Here is an 18,301-nt window from a genome sequence, read left to right as displayed (position 1 = left end):
ATTAGCGGCCCATATCTATGATATTTTGTTGGTCCCATGCGGTTAGGGACAAAAAGGTGACTTGCACTTTGACAGCAATACGATTGCCGTCTTTGGTCATCGGTGCGGTGATCGGTGCTGATACACTCTCAATCACCATTGGCTTGTAGGTTTTACCGCCATACTGTAGCTGCACCATAGGCGGTATTTCTGATGGAAACATTGCTGACAAACCCTCATCAAGCCCGCCAACAATCAACGATGTTTTTGATAAGCTCTTAGCGGATGCCCAGCGCTGTAACTGAGTTACCGCTTCCTCAACCTCTTGCTCAGCATTGGCCCATGCTTGAAACACCAGACTGCCAGTTATGCGTACTGAATTTGACGAGGTAAATATTTGACGGCTATTAAGCTTGGTAAAGTTGGACTTCCCCATTAAGCCTTGCAATTCAGTTTGAGCGCTATTTAACGTCTCAGTAAAGGCGGCGCTTGCACCTGTCTCCCTAGCAGCAGTGGCAGCAAGATTTGCCGCCACGCCCGCAGCCCCAGTCGGGTCACCTACAGCTGCAAATATGCTGTAACCTGCTGCTGCGGCTTGACCAGATTGAATCATGCCCATTAAGTTAGGTAGTCGACTCTCTGGGTTTGATGACTCAAAAGGCGTGCTGTACTGCGATTCAATGGTAAATTCAGCATCCTCAAAGATGGACTCAACCACAGGCTGGCTTGTATCAACATCATAAGTCTGTGCCCCTTGCCCGCCCTCAAGGTTGTCTTCAATCACGGGCCGTATTTTGACGACAAGGTTTTTATTTAAACCCTTCTCGCCCCAAGTGCTACCAATAGTTCGACTATTGGTAGTTTTGGTTTTATTGGTGGCGGGTGCGTCTAGCATTAGTTACCTACCATGTCGGACATTGCTTGCATGGCGATTGCTATAAGCTTGTTTTGATAAACCTCGCTTGCTGCCTCAAGCTTTGCAGTCAGATCACTATTACCCTCTGCCTCATCTGCGATAGCAGTAAGCGCATCAACGTCAAAAGATTCTGGATCAAAGTCGCTGGAGTTGATCTCGTTTACAATGCTATCGACTTTATCGGCTAGGTTTGCGCTGTTGAGGTCGTCAGGTGGATTACTGTCTTGCGGTACTGACTCTACCGTTTCATCTATTGCCGTCTCATTAAACATATCAAGAGATCCTATAGTGTCGGTATTGTCACTGGCCTTGCCATTGGCATGAGCAATAACATCAGCGAGCGATAACGGTTCAGGCTCACCGAACATATCAAGGTTTTGACGGGAGACAGAATCTTGCTCGATGTAGCTTGCCATTGCATTAAAGTAGTCGGTCATCTTCTTAGCGCTACGAGCATTGGCGGCTAGAAATACCGCAAGCTCTGCTACGCTATCATCAACTTGCTCAAAAAGACCTTGCTGAAGCACGTACTCTTTAATGTCTTGATTGCTAATCTTGGCATTCATGATCATGTTGGTAGCATCGACAATAGCGTTTTTAACTTCATCACTTAGCGACTTCTCGACACTATCAACGACCTTCTCTGCTAAATCTTGCGCGTCACTACGATTAACCGATTGCGCTGCCACAAAATTAGGCGCGGCCATTGTGAGGGCGTTTAGCGTGTTTTGTAGCTCAGGTTTGGTTTGGTCCGCCATCATCTCAAGCAAGCGGTCATCATCATAAGCTTTGCTAAATAATGCGCCCTTAATACGAGTCACTAGCGCTTGAGTTGGATTGCCGTTACTGTCGGTATATTGCGCGGCCTCTGTAGCGCCTAGGCTGGCTAGAAACGATTTTACAAAGTCACGGTTACTAGCAGCTAAGATGTCGCCTGACTCGCTAGGATCGAACAGCTCTAACATGCCAGCGTTAACGCGCTTGGCATCTGATTTAGCACGTTCTGAGGCGGTAAAGCTTAACTTGTCGTCTTGGTTTGCCTCTACTGCAAACTCACTGCGGTTAACGTCTGTAGTGCGCACACGCACAAGAATAGGCTGCTTGTAGCTTTCTACTTGCTTGGCGGTCATACCAAACATATCAGCGTTCTCGGCAAGCCATTCTCTATACTCGCCAGCATCGCCGTTTGCATAGGCCATTTTGATTGCAATAGTACGACCATTGCCGCTTTCTACCACTAGATCATCGCCTACGATAGGTGCACCGGTATCAACGCGCCCAGTACGGCCTAGACTTTCAGGATCAAGTTCTTTTGAGGTTTTTTGTACCCATGCGATAGAAGATTCGCGGGCACGGTCACGCGGCTGTAGCTCTTGTGGGTATTTAGGGTTTTTGCTGCCGTTCGCGGTATGCGAGGCGATCAAGAATTTAGCATCGACTAATGCAAAGACGCTTTCAATCTTGGTGCCCTTAGGGGTTTTGGCCTTATTGGATTTGCCTTTAGTGATTTTTTTGTTGTTGGGGTTGGTTGGGGTGTGATCTGGATCGGTGTCGGTTTTCAAAACATCCGCGCCATTAGTTAGGGATAAAACTGACATATCCGCGCCTAAGCCTTCTAAGTAGTTAGAGATAAAACCTTTAATCTCGGTTAAGCTGCCAGATAATTTGCTATCGTTATTTATTGATTTTATTGATGCCTCGTATTGGTTGTCATCAATTTTAGTGATTGATATATAGCTCAGTTCGCTAAACGAATCAGCAACATAGGTACTAGTATTTTCATTAGGTTTAGTATCAGCTAATTCGTTATCAGTGTCGTGATTTGCGGTATCTTCGATAGATGTCTCGTTTAAAATAAACATATTCAGCACCCCATCGACTGTTGCAGGGCTTGCTTTATCAAACATAGCTTGATCTTGGTTGACATCCTCATCATTTGGTGATTTAATATTAGGTGTGCTTGAGGCAACCCCTGAATCGTTATCAGGGATCGCTGTTTCAAGCACATTTTTTTGGTCTAAATTATCAAAACTCGCTGCGTGTTTTGGTAAAATCACATCATAATGCAATAGTCCTTTCTGATCTTTTTCAATCAGCACTCTTAACTCGATAGTCTCACCACCTATAGAGATTTTATTTTCTAGATGATAGTAGCCTGCCACCATAGGTTTTTTATCTAGCTTCTCATTGTCTTGCCAGCTGTTAGTGGATAAAGTCGCTGTTCTAATAATTTCTGCGATTTTTGCAACCAATTTAAGCTTACGACTATCACCACTAAAAGCCATAAACTCTTTAATGCCACGTTTGCGAATCTCTATTTTGGCGTTTGCGCCTTCGACAGCTGACAGTGACGGACAATCTATCCACTGACCACGAAGTTTGTTAAATTCATCCTTGGCAGCCGCTCTTAGTTGTTTTTTTCCTTCAGGCGACTCTTCAAACTCCCCCAACTCATCCCCCTTTAACTCAAGTGGAAGAACATCTGCGTTACTATCTTGACTGGCTGGCTCTATTACAGTCTCGTCAACTACCGACGTTTCTATAGCAGGTTCGACGACCGGCTCAACCACAGGGGCAACTTTAGGTGCCTTCATAGCGGCATCAATTTGGCTGGTTAAACTTTCAATATCTTTGTCTAACTGCTCAATAGTGGCCACTTTGGTGTCAACCAGTACTTGAGCATCTAATAAGTCTTGCTCAAGCTTTAAACGGCGTGCTTGAGTACGCTTAAATCGCATTGAGTTTTTAGCAGCCACTCGCATAATCCGACTTGCCAGCACTGGCAACTGCACGTTATCGCCCTGCTTAGGTGATAAGGCGGCGGTCACATCGCGCTTATTTAACATCCATTTCCAGCTAATCATGATATCGCTTGGCATAAGCTTGCTTGGCGTACTGTCTGGATTATGGAACCAGATAGACAGTTTTTGACCGTCTGATAAATCAAAGACGAAAGCAATATTGGTCACGCCTTGGCGCTTAAAAGGCTTGGTTTCAGTGACATTTGTGATTGACACCGTGTCGTTACTAGCGCGGCTCATCGCGTTATATAGGCGGTCCTTGAGTAGTCCTAAGCGGTTCTTAGTGTCCATCAAGGCATCAAAACTTTGCTCAGGCTCAGCGCCTAAGAGATCAAGCACGTCTGCAAGCTCAAACTCGTTTACTAGGTCGCTGCGAGTATCAGCGCGGGTCATATCTAACATGAGCGTGCTATCACGCCCATCATGACTTAGTAGCTCATTGCTATTCTCACCCCACTGCACACTATCAAAAGTGACGCGTTCAGCTTCAAAAGCCAATTCTGAGGTGGTAATGATCGGCAAGTAGTTTTTATTTTGCGATGGATTATCCATGAGCTTATTGATAGCATCGATTGAAAATGTGCCAGCCTTTTGTTGATTGAGACTATCAAACTGAGTTAAACCCGTGCCAATGAGCGCGAAACTTGACACGCCTAAGCTATCAAGCTGAGTTTGAGCGACGACTAAAGCATGATCGCTATCCATAGCACCGCCTACTGCGATGGTATCAACGTATGAGCCACGCTTATCAAAAGCGTTTAGTACATGCCAGCTATCGTCATCACTACCGACTGCGCTATCAAAGCCGTAGCCATCACTACCAGTGTTATCTGCTAGGATCGCTGGCAAGTTGCGCTTACTACCAGTGATCAAGCCCGTTTCATAGCGGCTATACTGATTGGCAGGCTGTCCGTTAATGGTGGTTCGATGATGGGTGTGTGCTTTATTAAGGGTGATATATGCCATTACTTGACGCCTATGTTTATTAGGGATAATAAGATAGGTTTATTTTGACAAGTTTTGGCAACTAAGCTGTGGGGGTGTTCCGTTGGGGTTTAGGCAAAGAAAAACATACTGATAGACTTTTTAATTCTTCCATTCTCAAAGCTATGTATACCCAATCCTCAATAAAAAGACGATTATTACTGTATTTAGAAAATTAACTTTCTAAATACAGTAATAATCGTCTGTATTTCTAAATATTTAGCACACAATTTATTAATCTTTATAACCTTAAGATAAGTTACTATTATCCTAAGTCTAATCTAGACATATGCAGATTATAATCTATGGCATCTATAATTTATTTATCACTTTCTGTTGGTTTTTGATTGAAACTCGTATTTTTTTCGTCCACCATTGTTGAGTCGCCAATTACCGAGCCATCAGTCATTTCATCGATTACGGTATTATCTGCTGTATCAGTCGTCCCTGTTTCAACAGATTCAGCTTCAGTAGTGTTCGTACTAGCTGGCTTCTCTTCCACTTCGTTACTGCAAGCACTAAGTCCCATAGCACTGACCAATAATGTGATCCATAATTTACTTTGAAGTGAATGGTTAGAGATGATTTTATTCATTTTAATATCCTTAATAAAGTTAAGATAAATAGTAGCGTTAAGATAAACCATTGATTATGGTTTTAAATATTGCAACCTAACGGTCACTTTAAACGAATTCCAATATTAATATATATGCCTACTAATACGTTTTTGTTAACTTTTAATAGTTTTTAATAAATTTCCGCAGAAATCCTCTACCTCTAAGGTAATGGGTAGTTTATCTAGATATACTGAGAGATTGAGTGGGCTTGTTGTTTGCTGGTACTACCGTTCAAACATCAATGGGCGTAACTTTTGAAAGGTGATCGGTATTTTGACAATCTCACTGCGAGCTGTACTACTGACCTCAAGCCTAGCACTTTTAACCCCAACCAACCATGATGCCGTAATAACTGGCTCGCTATTTGGTTTCTCTGGATTAATTAGGCCAACGCTTAACTTAAAAGCGTACTTTTTCGACTCATTCATCGTGCCATCTTTATTGAAAGCTAACTTGTGGCAGTCTATATAAGACTTTGCGATACGGCCATTAATGGTTTCAATAAATGTCATGTCCATATCGTCCGATGATTTTTGCGTTAAGTAGCCGGCTTGATACGCGCCAGCATAAAACGACTCACCCTCAGCGCTACCCAACGACATATCTGCCTCAGTCACCAAGTAGCACAATGACTTGTCTTTAAACCAAGGGATATTAGGACCATTGCCGAATATATCTTCGATTTTTACCACATACATACACTGCAATAATGCCTTGTGCGCTCGCAACTCCCCGTATAGTAGCTTGAGGGACTGCATATACTGCGAGTTGGTTGTACCAGTCTTGACGCGCTCGGCTACATTATTGCCAGCAACTAGCGTTTGTAATAAATCAGTCCTCATAATCGGCACCTAACTCTTCAGGCAACTCATCATCTTCAAAGTCGTCATCCTTACTGCTATCGTTAGGAGGCTGCGCTTTCCCACCTGGCAAGCCTTCACTCTCGCCCATCGGAAGGGCAGTAACAGCAATAGCGACCTTTTCAGCAAAAGATAAGTCGTAGTCTAAGCGGTCCTCTAGCATAAGTTGTGTCGCTTCTTTACCAAGCCCTAGATCTTTTATCATCTGCACCGCTTGCATCTCAACGATTAGCGTATTTGCTTTATTTTGCTTGTTGCTTAGCGCCTGTGCGGTAGCAGCGCCAGCATCTGAGAAGAAATCAAACTGCCAAGGGTATTCTTTAGCATCAAAATACTCACCGTACTTAATGCCCCAGTGAATACTCATTAGATGGTTAAAGGCATCAATTAACGATGTGCGAATAAGATTTGATCGTCGCATGATCTGTGCTGAGGTTTGAAAGGATGCTCCGTCGCCGAGTCCACCTGCAAGCATATCCGCCCAGCCCACTAAGGATAAATCGATACCCAGACCACCCGCCACGCGACGAAGGTTAAGCATTAACGTCTCAGGGTTCAGCGGCATATTACGCTGTGATAGATCACCTACTGATTGCAATATCTGCTTATCACCCCATTGCGGCAGCACATGATACTTAGTGCCATGCAATGCCTCACCCCCTTTAAACGCTTCTTGTATTTGATCGCGGTAATTGGTCAGCATTTTAGTAATACTTTCTTTATATTTGTTTTGCTGCTTAGGCGGCATACCCTCCATATTGACCGTTAAGAAGGCTTGCTTGACACTATCTGCTATTTGCTGGTTGTTAAGACCCGCTAGGCTAATTACAACATCTTTCCACGGCTTTTCTACTGGATAGAGAAACGATCCGCCGATTTCCGCTGGCAAGATAGGGTTGTCACAGCGCTCATTGTAGATCAGTGTTTTTCTGTCTTGCCATACCTGCATGGTCATCTGCGGTATCACCTCGATGCGCTGCATCTTGACGCGCAATAGCTGTCTAGGAGTAAGCTTGGCAATAGAGCGCTCGTAGTCCTCTTCCTCTAACCCATGAAAGCCGACTGTCTCGCCTGCCTGCTCAAACGGCATAATAAGCGATGGCGCGGTATGGCGATTGTTCATAAGCCCAACCACGCCCTTACGCTTGTCAGTATAGATACGCGCGTAACTGTCCCCATAGGCGATGGCTTGACGCGCTAAGGTGAAGGCGTAACGGTTAATAATGGGCGCAATATGCAATGCCTCACGCTCCACCCTATCGCGCAACTCTTTTGCTCGTCGACCTTTACCACGCACGCGCTCATGCGGGGTAATAAATATCATGTCACCCGTGGTTTCATGCCCGCCGAGTGCTGCCGTAACATGCAAGCTTAATGCCTCTGCTATTTGTGGGTCCTTTTGCATCAGCTCCCACGTTGAGTAGATATCTTGACGGGTTCGCGGCGCGTTCTCAGGGCTGTTAAACGTGCCAAGCTCCATCTGATTGAGCGCTTCATACTGACGGTTAACATCACCTATGCTGGCAGGCATCATTGCTCGCTTGGTCTCACGATTGCTAATCAGCATGTTTGCCATGGTATTAAGTAGTTTCATGTTTTACGCCTATTAATGCTGTGTTCTAGCAAATGTTATTGTGGGCCGCTGGTTGAGCCGCCGCCAGTATCAACGCCGCCATGTTTATGAGATTTAAGCGATATGCCGCCCGCCTTGATATCGCCTGTGGCAGACACACTGCCATTGATTGTCTGGTTGCCGTAAGAGGTGCTATTGCCGTTGACGCTCGTTTCTGCGGTGACGTTAAAGTTACTGGCATTAAGATTGACGGTAGTTGCATCAATAGTGATGGTTTTGGCTTTAATGTGTACCAAGTCTTTAGCATCAAGGGTAATCGCTGAGCGTGCCAGCACCTCGATATTCTCTTGACGTATGCGGCGGATATCCACCACTGCTCGCCCTTGACCGTGACGACGGTAAAAGGCGATCACCGGCATAGTGGTGTCGCCTTGCTCAAAGAATACCCACACGTCCGCACCTGCCAGCAGCTCGCGCTCTGTGTCCATGTCATCATCGCCTATCGGGTAGGCAATCATGGCGGTGATACCCTCTTCTACGCCATCCGTAAGTCCTGCGATAGAAACTTTAGCCGTGCGATTGGTGTTGTCGTAGCTGATAAGTTTGGCGGGGTGTATGTATGGTGATACAAGACTCATGATCTATCCTCCACGCCAGCAAGCCACGCTTTTGTTGCCATAACAGCGGGACCGCCTAACGCTCCTGACTCGAATCGGTGCGCGGCGGTTAAGGCTACCAATGTTTTGTTGTCAACCGTTATAAGCTTGCCTGCATCCAAGCGCTCGTCGAGCTGGCGAGTAATAGTGGCTTTGGTGATAAGTATGCGCCGCAAGTTCTTTAGCTCGCGGTTGTCTGCTCGTGGGTAGTATTCTATTGAGCGCTCAGTCCGTGCTGACCCTAATATATCTGAGCCATTGTCATCAATAGACAGATAATTGACGTTGCCGTGCCGGATAGCGTTCGGATTATTGATCCATTGCACGGCGCTTTTATCAAACAAGGTCGCCGCGCCTATCATTAGCTCGTTTAGGCGAATGACTGACAAACCGTTATCAGTATGACAAATAACCGCCGACTCTTTTTGCAGTGCTTTAGCAATGGCCACGGTTGGCATCTGACCTTTCAGGCAAATAAAGCTGGCAAGTTTGATGTCTTTTTTAATGCGGACTTTAGCGCCCAATGCGCGGTACACCTCGTTAAAGCTGGTATTATCTAGGCTGACTGCCTTTTTGGTGACGCCTAGCAGTGGCTCGCATCCTGATAAGACAGCAATGATATGCAGCGCGGCAATGCGCTTGCCAGCCTTGATAGATTGCTCATTGATAACTTGTGATTTAACGATGGTCAGCGACACGTCTTTAGGGGTGGTCAGCGTCTTATCAATTAATAATAGCTTATGCAATCGATCATCCGCTTTGACGACAAGCTCAATGGTGACAGGTACGGGCACAAGATCAGTGCGATAGATTGCGCTAATTAGATTGGTGCCGATTTGACTGCCATCTTCGAGCTGAATGTTCATAGATTTTTATCATCGCTTGGCATGTTATCAACTACCGCCAACCCAATAGACTCAAAAAACGCTAAAACCTCTATAGTTTCCGCCATGTCGTACTCCAAAATTTATCTTTAAAAAACTCGTCTAAGGCGTTATTTTCGGGAACCTCAACACTAAACGGCTGACACTGGAATGCCTCACGCTTCATCAACTCAAGCGAATCTTTGTAATATTGCAGCGCCTCGCTTGATGACATGCCAGCGGGTTGTACGCCTAAATTCTGTGCTCCCTCCATGCGGCGGGCTTGCACAAGGTCGCAATGAGCGCGAACCACTGGCTCAATAATCAGCCAGTCATCCACACCTAAAACCGTGTTTTCAGTGATTGTGAGTAGCGGCTTAACACACGAGGCGTCGTCTTTTGGACAATGCTGCAACTCACCTGACCAGCCAGCATACTTTTTGGTGTTCACAATCATAATCTTAACGATATCACTAAGCATAACCGACGAGCCGGTCGTTAGCAGCTCGTCATACAGCTCGTCGCTAGCGTCTTTCAGCGATCCAATAACGTGATGGGCGTCTGTGTCAGTGGTGCTCATAGATTGGCCTTACCCGAAGATAGTCATATCGTTTGAGTTAAACTGCGGGGTTAGACCGCCAAGATTATTTAGCGCACTGACCAGTGTGTTAGCAAAAACATCGGCACCGCTACCAGTTGCACCAATCTTGCCAGACTGACCAAAATAGTTATAACGGCATGAGGCTTGCACCTGCAATATCTGGCTACGACTGGCTGCATCAATCTCACCACCGCCATCAGTAAAGGTAATGGCGCAATCAATTAATTCATACTCACGGCTGCCTTTGATGTTATCGCCATCACCGATAAAGCCGTCATAGATGCGTACTAGCGGCAAGATACCGCCATGCTTGACCGCAATCTCTTCAGCGAATTTAGAAATAGCGCCCGATTCAGTTTCAATCAGCGTCCACTGACCCTCAAAGTTGGTTTTAAGTGTGCCTGCAACGTGTGCCTGTAGACCACGCGCATAGTCAACATCCGCACTATCGTTATGACTCATGATAGGGCGCTGGAAGTTTTGAATAAGCATGTATATATCGTTGTAGCCTTCTGGCACTAAAACCGCATTACATGCCAGCATAGCTGCACCTAATGATTTTGCGGTTTCGTACTGTTTGCGGTACGCCTGAGCGCTGGGTGTTTTGGTTCTCATGAGTAGCCCTATGATGTAATAAGTAATAAGGCTATTTTGACTTGCTTTGGGCGGGCGTGTTTAGGGGTGTTCCATAGGTTTAGTAAGGCGAAAAATTAGCCACTTGAAATATCTCACCTGCCAGCGCAACCTGAACGCCCATGTCTTCAGTATCGATACTAACAGCCACCTCTGGCACAATCTGCCACGGCACCAAGCGAGATAGCGTGGGTGCAAGCTCTGATAGCTCAGTGATATCAATATCAGAGTCAATCTTGATGCGAATGCGGCTGGTCAAAAATTTTCGCACCCCTTGCGACTCACTTAAATACAAAGGATAGCTACCTGCCTGCGCTATCGAGTGCCAAAGCCTAACTATTTTATTCTGATTTGGGTACAGCATATCAAGCATGAATTGCAAAAAAGCCAGTCCGCGCTCGCTTGCCATCGACTCCCAGTTGGCATAAATAGTGCTCATAAGTTTATCGGACAAGCCCCCGTCATTGCGACGTAGCACTGCCAAGCCGTTAAGCTTGGTAAAGCGCTCAACCACAGTGGCGCTACCAAGCCACGGCACACCATAACTATAGATATCATTGAGTTGGTTTACTTGATACTCTTGAACCACAGCAGTAAAAACACCTGCCATTGCCCGCTCAAGCTCGCCCGCCTTATGAGTAAAGGCAAGTGGCGCTAAAAAGTCACTAGCGCTAAGGGTTGTATTGTCCATATCACATCGTCCATATAGCATTACCGCTATCAGCAGTACGGGTTAAGTTGATGGTGATGCTATCGGTATCTAAAAACGCCCATTCATGCGGCTTTACGGGCTGGCTTGCCACATCCTCACCACTGACCGTAAAATCACTAATGCGATCTTGAAAGGCGCTTATCGTTGAGCGTATGCGCGTAGCAATCTCCTGCAAGTTGAACCCATCAGCATTATGATGAATAGCAGCAAGCGAGCCTTTGCCATAATCTGCCAGTAGTAACTCTTTGATCTGTGTGCGTACTGAGTCAATATCATGCACCGCGGCTAAGCGTCCAGTGATACTAATCTCATACGGCCGCAATACCGCTGCGCGTACCCTTAATCGACCCTCAAGCAAGCTATCGGCACGGGCGACTAGCTGCTGAATATCAGTAATAAGTTGCTCGCGCTCGCCTGCACTATCGGACTTCGCCACCACCGTTAGGTTAAGATGGTTAATACCGCTAAGATCAGCACCATAGTAGCGCTCATGAATGGTTTCATTCCATATCGCCATGTAGTCAAAGCGATTCATAAAATGCTGCATCACCAAAAAGGTGAAGTTACCCATGAATACCGCATTACGGTCATACATAGAGGGGAAGCTTGCCAGCAATCTAAGCTGATTAATCGTTAAAGGATTGGCACCAGCTCGCACCATATCACCGGCTTTAAAATATAGGTTTAATTGACTTTCATCTGCCGTATTGAGCTCGCTCAAAGCGGCTTGTTTTAGGCTGGTTGGATCAACCTCACCGTAGCACTGCGTAATGGCAATCTGATAAACCTCGCCTGCCTGTACCGTCTTGCCAGCTCTATCGCTCGCACCAAAGATCACATTAATATTGGTTAAGTTGTCACTTTGCAGCGTATAAGCGGGCGCGTTTATCGCCGCATTCATAAAGCTTGGAGTGTGTTGATATACCTCGCCTGTAGTGGTGTTGATAATACTAATACCCGCAAAGTAAGCGTCATCTGTGGTAGATAAGGCGGCGGTATAAAACGGCTCATTAAGCGGTACGGTCATATCGACACGGTTAATAACGCTTTGTTCAGCCAGTACCACCTTAGCCTCACCGCTTGCCACGGTAACTGACGCTAGCAGACGCCACTGCCTACCCGTACCATCTTCAATAAGCCGACCTTGCGATAAGGTAAGCGTGACCGCCGACCCGTTCTCAACGGTAATTTTATGCTGGCAAGGTGTGGCAACCGGAAGTATGCCTTTATTAATAGCATCGGCAATGATGGTACGGTTTTTTGACTTGATAAACGGCTCAATCGCATTAACGTCATTGTCGCGTTTTAAGAAGATAACCGCCTCAACGATTGAAGTTAGCATGGCACGCACCGTCGGATCACCTGCCCGCCAGCGCTCAGCTACCTCTGGGTAATCATTAATATGACTGTTAATGCTATCAAGTATCTTACTGCGCTCGGACATCGTAATAATCCTGATCTGAATTTTCGGTTTTGGCCTCACCTAAATCTATCGTAATATTGCCGATAAATAGGTACACATAAAGCTTGTCGAAGTCACGGGTTTCGGTGCTGATACTAAGCTGGCTGTCATCAAGCTGAGCTATTAGCGGTATGTCTTGACGCAACTTTTTAAGTAGATTATCTGCGTTGTCGCTAGATAGCTCACGTAGCAGCATATTACGCACATCAGCGCCATAGCTTTGACCGAAATAGCCGTTTGGTGGCGTGTTTAGCCAGTGATCGACCATCGCCTTAATCTTTGCAGCATCAATCATGAATACGCCCCGCGAGCTTGGCTTGGCTGCGGTGCCGGCTTGTCATTAACTACTAGTGTCTCTGTAGAACCGATAAAGCGGCTATGCTTGACGCAAACCAGCAGCACATACAGCCATATCATAGGAGTACCTACAAAAAACATGATAGCCAAAAGCCCGATACCGCCCGCGCCCCACGCTTGACTTGCCAGCATTAACCCATAAAAGCGCCATAGCATAAAACCAAGGATGGCGATAAAGGGCGTGGTTATAACAACGGATAGTTTTAATAGCTTGGTTATCGCCACTAAGAACAATTCAGGTGTGACCAAATCGTTAAGTTCAATAACTCGTGACCGACAAGCAAAGTATAGATAGATAAGCGACACCCAAACGGTGCCAGACAAAAACGCATCGATAATATAGCTGTTTTGCATAACAATCCTTACAACCCTTTTCTTACGGCTGGCTTGTCAAATTGGTGAGTTGTAACTCAAGTCCCTCTTTCTCTTTGGTCTTGATATCAATAGTCTTATCAAAATCAGCCGCGTCATTAAGCATCTCGTTGAGCTGCTGGGTTTTGTTTTTAGGCGCGGGGCCAGTGCGTGGCTTGCGTATCTTTTGTTTGGCACGTTTTTTATCAAAAGCGGCTTGACCTGTTCTTAGCATATTACCCAAAGCATTAACTGAGGCATCAAAAGCGGGTCGATAGCTGTTGTCATAGTCGCCTGATAGCGGCTGAGCCTTGCCGTTGATATCAATACGGAAGATATCGAAGCGCTCAAAATCTTTGTTGTTGTCATTTTTTGCACTTACGACACGCAAAAATAGCTTAACGGTCTGCCCGTTTTCCAGCACTAGATTGACAGGGCGAGCGCTTGCACCTGAGACACGGGCAACCTTGCCCACTTCAACAATAGGTATGGCTTGCTTGGTGGCTTTTTTAAGCTGGGCCACAAAGTCTTTAACAAGCTGTGTTTTTTCGGTGATATCGGATAGTTTCATGGTGGACCTAGATAGATAGTTGCTGATTTATCTATTGTATCGCTGTCCATGCTGGCTCGTTTGGTGTGTTCCATTGTTGTAGGTAGCAAAAAACCCAGCCATTGCTGACTAGGTTTTTGTTATCACGAATATGCTAGGTGACACTACTTGCCAAAATTGGCCTTAGTATTACGCGCATAACCAGCATTTTTAAGCGCTTGTAGGCGATTTGGGTTACCTTTGTAGATATTAGCTCGCAAGCCTTTGCCAAACGAGCGCATCTGCTTACGAATAGCGGAGGACGTACCAGCCTTGCGACGTGCTTTTTTCAGTCCGGCTCGCTGGCTAGCATTTAGTTTGACTTTACCGCTAATGCGCTTATTGATCGTGACCTTTTTACCGTTACGAATGGCCTTAACTGCTTTATAGACTAGCGTTTTACCATTGACCTTTTTCACGGTTTTCTTGCCCACTCGCAGCTTCTTCTTAGCAGCGTCAAACTGGTATTCTTCATTCATACCGTCAAAACTTTCTTCATCTTCTTCATCGCCACCATCATCGCTATAAGCAAAGCCTGAGACAAAATCATCAAATGCTTCACCGTCATCTGGCATATTCTCAAGTACCGTTTCAGCGGCAGCCAAGCAAGCGGCATCAGCCACTTCAATCTCATCATCGAACAAATCAGCGATAACTGCATCTTCGACGCCTAGGGTTGATAGCGCATCTGATACGTGAGCTGAAAAGGTGATGCGGACATTTTCGTCAATCTCATCAAGATCGGCATCATCGTCGTCGTCATCAGTAAATGCTTCGATCATAAGGCCGTCTAGTACCTCGCTAGGCAATAGTTCTTCATCGTCGTATTCGCCATCCGTTAGTACAGCGGATAGCATAAAGGCGACATTTAATGCAGCAAGGCGCATCTGGCTAGTCGCTGTAATCGCCATACGCTCAGAGATAGGATCAAGCTCCATCTTATCGGCGGCTTCTTGCGGGGTTAAAGCATCGAACTGCGCTTGCGCTTGGTCGTATTGACGATTAAGGCGGCGCTGGGTAATAAAATCGCGTGACATAATTTAATCCTTTCAATGGGGGGTTGTAAATAAACAGGTTGTGACTAGCGCCATGCGATGACGCTAATAAATAAGGCTTAATAACTACTTAGTAACCGTGCCTTCTAAGAATACTTGACGGGCGCATCCTTCAGGACGGCGGCTAAACTTAATATCCGCTTTACTAAACGGGTCATCAGCGCGTGGCGTGATTTGCAATAGATAGTACAAGCCGCCAAGCTCGGAGGGCAAAACGAGCAAGCCTGACGCGACACACGCATCAAGCGCACGGCTGCATTCATCCTGAGCATCACGTACAAAGCTGGTCATACCTTTTAGCATGTGCTTTTTGACGATAGACAACACAAGGTTTGTGGTGTAAGTCTCAATCTCGGCGCTATTGGTTAAGCGTAAGGCGCTGTTTTCGCTATCGTACTGAGTAAGGGCATCGCCATAAATCCAGCGGTCGCCACCTTCAAAGCGCTCATTAATAACCACGTTCACGCCAGCGCTGGCAAGGGCGTTTTGCGCCTCTTCATCAAGCGTTAAGCCGCCTATTTTTTCCATATCGCGGAACGATACTGGGAAGTCGTAACCTGCGATTGGTCGATAGATTGGCGGGATGCCAGCGGCATTGGTGGCCGCGTTACGCAACAATAATTGAGCGAGGTAATCACCAACACACGGTCGCCATTTTTTACGCGCCAGTACGGTTGTTGCATTGCTTGGACGTGACTTGTTAGGGTTCCAAAATACCCAAAAACGATGGTCGTTAATGCTTAGCGTGTCAGTCAGTGCTACGGCTGATTGCCAGTCGGTGATATCGCCAATATCGAGCAATACGTGACAGTTAAGTTTACCCATCACCTCTGCCAGCGCTTCAATGTGGGGCAAGCTGGCCACGTCACAAGTGACTAGGTAACGTGGACGATCGCGCATGTCTAGCAATGAGTTTTTAAGCTCTGTTGGGGTCAGGTCGGTTACGGTGCTGGCTGGTACGGCCAACTCAACTTGTTTGGTGCGATAAGCGCCAAGCTCGTTTAATGCGCCCATGGTTTCAAGCGCTGTTTTGATCGCTTCGGCATCGCTTGCGCTATAACTGGTCGTGACGGACTCGAAAAAGTCATACTGGCTATCTAATGCGCCGTGAAAGTCTAGCTTGCCTGTGACATAGCTAAAATTATCGGCATGGTTTTCTTCTAGCGCCTCAACGCCGCCGCCAGTGTATAAACGGCCTTGTAATTCTGTTAGCGTACTGCCATCGATCTTGTCGTTAAAGCTGATCTTAAAAACAAGGTTGTTTAAGGGGTCGGCGGCAGTGGTAAAGGTTTTTTGATCAACCACCATGACTTTTGCCACAACGTTTGAATCAAACGCGTATTCCGTGACAAGCTCTACGCTTGCCAGCGCTGCGGGATCGGGCGATTCCGTCAGCGTCATAGAAGACGCTAAAATACTTAAATAAAGGGTCTGAGCGCTCATAATAAAATGCCTATACTGTGTTGGTATCACACAAGTATAGGCAAGGTTCGGTTTAAGGTTTTAGGGGTGTTCCATAGGCATTTAGCTTGATACCACTAACAGTATCGATGGCGACATGGACAGCAATTTGACGAAGCTGTATTGGTGCGTCTTGTCTAGCTGGGCACGTAGAGCTGCGGCCACTGCGATAATTGGGGTTACTTGATAAGCTAATCTGTGTTGTTGTAAGGTTGATATCATTTCATCACTCACGATTAACTCCTAAATGTAAAGTGCTGACCTGAAGATAGTTAAAGAGTAATTATCACTTGCATCATCTCTACCGAAATGGTAACTAGAATTCCAACCAGATGATAAGGTTACACAGTTAATGAACGCTTTATCTAAAACCCTTGACTTCGCAAAAAGTTGTGAGCCACCTCTATCATCCGAGGATGATACAATGCCTGTGGAATCCAGTTTAGGGATACCTCCACAAGATGCAGCCCAGCTTAACCCACCAGTTGCATTAGAGAAAACTTGGTTTGAATTAACCCCTACATCCCTATAAATTGATGGGTCTGCGGCAGTAAACGCCTCAAAACCTGAACCTAGAAGGTCATAGTTATTCCCTATGCCTGCTAACCCCCAAGCACCTGAGCTAGCTGTCTTGCTGTCTGTCAAGTTGGAAACTTTTGTTGTTGTTTTTAAAGAGTAGACTTTACCATCATACTGAGTTAAACCTATGAGGTACTCACTGACACCTTCGAAACAATCTGCAACACCAGATTTTTGCCCGTTGTGAGTAGTCTTTGCAAAGTTACTGGCTGAACCTGTTTTACCTAATTTAAGTTCGCTATCCGCCCTAATGAAACCTGTAGGTTGATAAACCACCTCGGGGTCAGAAGGACTCTCCAAGGTCTCAGTACTATACCCTTTAGGGTAATTACTAACTTTTGTTGCATCAAACCACGCACAGAAAGTGTTACTATTTGAAGCTTGACCATGAGCTAAACTTAACATAGACAAGGCAAACTTAATAAAGTTTGTTTGTGGGAAAAAATCTACCCCTCTAGATTTGGCAGCCTTGATAATTCCATAAACAGCATTTTGAGGAGAACCGTTTAAAGCTGACAGAGGATTATTTAGAGGAGAGATAGATAAAGGATTCCCATTCTTGATAGAACTTGCCACACCTGAGTTATTACTGGCAGCATACTTATCAACAAAGAAACCCTCTTTAACTTCTCCGTTGTCGTAGAATGCTCGATGTAGGGCGTACCCTGCCGAATTAGCTTCTGCTTCATCTGCAAAATCATACTTAGATTTAACATCACAAGAGTTTAATCCATACTTAGCAGCGTAAGGGCTATCAGCACCTCCCCAACGATAATAGAACTGTGGAATCCAACACATGATTGAACCGTCACTGTACTGGTAGTTACCATAATTCTCGTGACCTAGTGTGCGTGTACCCTCCATTTCTGACATACCAATAGGTAGATTGTCTGTGATACCGACTCCAAAGTTAGCCGTTCCTTGAATACCAATATTATTGAAAGCTAAATCAACAATAGGTTTATCAGGTACTACCAACTCACTTGCTGGGCTAATAACAGACTCGGCATAACCATCGTTGTCAGTAAATTCTGCCTTGACAGTGATAACCTTACCTACTTGAGCTGTATTTAGCGTGCAATCCTTAGTTGTTGCGCCCAATATTACCGCGCCGTCTGCGTACCACTGGTAAGTCGCGCTACTTGGTACGCCATTTGCATCTGTTACTGTTGCAGTAAGGGTTTCACCTACCTTTATTGTAGTGGTCAACTAATTTAGGACACCTAATAAGAGGTTTTTATTAAAGTAACGT

Annotated in this window: 18 protein-coding genes; all 18 read right to left on the bottom strand. The window is 45.7% G+C overall.

The window, feature by feature from the left end; translation table 11 throughout:
• Position 1 precedes the first annotated feature (1 nt).
• On the bottom strand, positions 2-874 hold the full coding sequence (locus tag JFC10_RS02105) for a hypothetical protein (RefSeq protein WP_198331477.1): 873 nt from the start codon (positions 872-874) through the stop codon (positions 2-4).
• Complete coding sequence (locus tag JFC10_RS02100; RefSeq protein ID WP_198331476.1) at positions 874-4,662, bottom strand: defense against restriction DarA-related protein; 3,789 nt, start codon at positions 4,660-4,662, stop codon at positions 874-876. The genes JFC10_RS02105 and JFC10_RS02100 overlap by 1 nt, the downstream gene beginning before the upstream one ends.
• A 337-nt stretch (positions 4,663-4,999) precedes the next feature.
• A complete protein-coding gene (locus tag JFC10_RS02095; protein ID WP_198331475.1) occupies positions 5,000-5,275 on the bottom strand; it encodes a hypothetical protein in 276 nt (91 codons plus the stop codon).
• 246 nt (positions 5,276-5,521) lie between these two features.
• A complete protein-coding gene (locus tag JFC10_RS02090) occupies positions 5,522-6,139 on the bottom strand; it encodes a hypothetical protein (protein WP_198331474.1) in 618 nt (205 codons plus the stop codon).
• Positions 6,129-7,751: a hypothetical protein gene (locus JFC10_RS02085; RefSeq protein WP_198331473.1), complete on the bottom strand. Its 1,623-nt coding sequence runs from the start codon at positions 7,749-7,751 to the stop codon at positions 6,129-6,131. The genes JFC10_RS02090 and JFC10_RS02085 overlap by 11 nt, the downstream gene beginning before the upstream one ends.
• A 35-nt stretch (positions 7,752-7,786) precedes the next feature.
• Positions 7,787-8,368 (bottom strand): hypothetical protein, encoded by a 582-nt coding sequence (locus JFC10_RS02080; RefSeq protein ID WP_198331472.1) that lies wholly within the window; start codon positions 8,366-8,368, stop codon positions 7,787-7,789.
• Positions 8,365-9,252, bottom strand: coding sequence for a hypothetical protein (locus JFC10_RS02075; protein ID WP_198331471.1), 888 nt, complete (start codon positions 9,250-9,252; stop codon positions 8,365-8,367). Before JFC10_RS02075 ends, JFC10_RS02080 begins: the two co-directional genes overlap by 4 nt.
• A gap of 70 nt (positions 9,253-9,322) precedes the next feature.
• Positions 9,323-9,829 (bottom strand): hypothetical protein, encoded by a 507-nt coding sequence (locus JFC10_RS02070; RefSeq protein WP_198331470.1) that lies wholly within the window; start codon positions 9,827-9,829, stop codon positions 9,323-9,325.
• A 9-nt stretch (positions 9,830-9,838) separates the two neighbouring features.
• On the bottom strand, positions 9,839-10,465 hold the full coding sequence (locus tag JFC10_RS02065) for a hypothetical protein (protein ID WP_198331469.1): 627 nt from the start codon (positions 10,463-10,465) through the stop codon (positions 9,839-9,841).
• A gap of 79 nt (positions 10,466-10,544) precedes the next feature.
• A complete protein-coding gene (locus JFC10_RS02060) occupies positions 10,545-11,174 on the bottom strand; it encodes a hypothetical protein (RefSeq protein WP_198331468.1) in 630 nt (209 codons plus the stop codon).
• Between the two features lies 1 nt (position 11,175).
• Entirely contained in the window at positions 11,176-12,639 is a 1,464-nt protein-coding gene (locus JFC10_RS02055; protein ID WP_198331467.1) for a hypothetical protein, read from the bottom strand.
• Positions 12,623-12,952, bottom strand: a complete 330-nt coding sequence (locus JFC10_RS02050; RefSeq protein ID WP_198331466.1) for a hypothetical protein — start codon at positions 12,950-12,952, stop codon at positions 12,623-12,625. Before JFC10_RS02050 ends, JFC10_RS02055 begins: the two co-directional genes overlap by 17 nt.
• Positions 12,949-13,368 (bottom strand): hypothetical protein, encoded by a 420-nt coding sequence (locus JFC10_RS02045; protein ID WP_198331465.1) that lies wholly within the window; start codon positions 13,366-13,368, stop codon positions 12,949-12,951. The genes JFC10_RS02050 and JFC10_RS02045 overlap by 4 nt, the downstream gene beginning before the upstream one ends.
• A gap of 22 nt (positions 13,369-13,390) precedes the next feature.
• Positions 13,391-13,936 carry a hypothetical protein gene (locus JFC10_RS02040; protein ID WP_198331464.1) on the bottom strand — a complete coding sequence of 182 codons (546 nt, stop codon included), beginning with the start codon at positions 13,934-13,936 and terminating at the stop codon, positions 13,391-13,393.
• A 143-nt stretch (positions 13,937-14,079) separates the two neighbouring features.
• Complete coding sequence (locus JFC10_RS02035) at positions 14,080-14,991, bottom strand: hypothetical protein (protein ID WP_198331463.1); 912 nt, start codon at positions 14,989-14,991, stop codon at positions 14,080-14,082.
• An 84-nt stretch (positions 14,992-15,075) separates the two neighbouring features.
• Positions 15,076-16,452, bottom strand: coding sequence for a hypothetical protein (locus tag JFC10_RS02030; protein ID WP_198331462.1), 1,377 nt, complete (start codon positions 16,450-16,452; stop codon positions 15,076-15,078).
• An 81-nt stretch (positions 16,453-16,533) separates the two neighbouring features.
• Entirely contained in the window at positions 16,534-16,704 is a 171-nt protein-coding gene (locus JFC10_RS02025) for a hypothetical protein (protein WP_198331461.1), read from the bottom strand.
• A 9-nt stretch (positions 16,705-16,713) separates the two neighbouring features.
• Positions 16,714-18,258 (bottom strand): Ig-like domain repeat protein, encoded by a 1,545-nt coding sequence (locus JFC10_RS02020; RefSeq protein ID WP_198331460.1) that lies wholly within the window; start codon positions 18,256-18,258, stop codon positions 16,714-16,716.
• Between the last annotated feature and the right edge of the window lie 43 nt (positions 18,259-18,301).

It is taken from the genome of Psychrobacter aquimaris (genome assembly GCF_016107525.1).
Classification (GTDB): Bacteria; Pseudomonadota; Gammaproteobacteria; order Pseudomonadales; family Moraxellaceae; genus Psychrobacter; species Psychrobacter aquimaris.
Note: the sequence above shows the minus strand (reverse complement) of the source record. Positions and strands in the feature narration are given on the sequence as shown.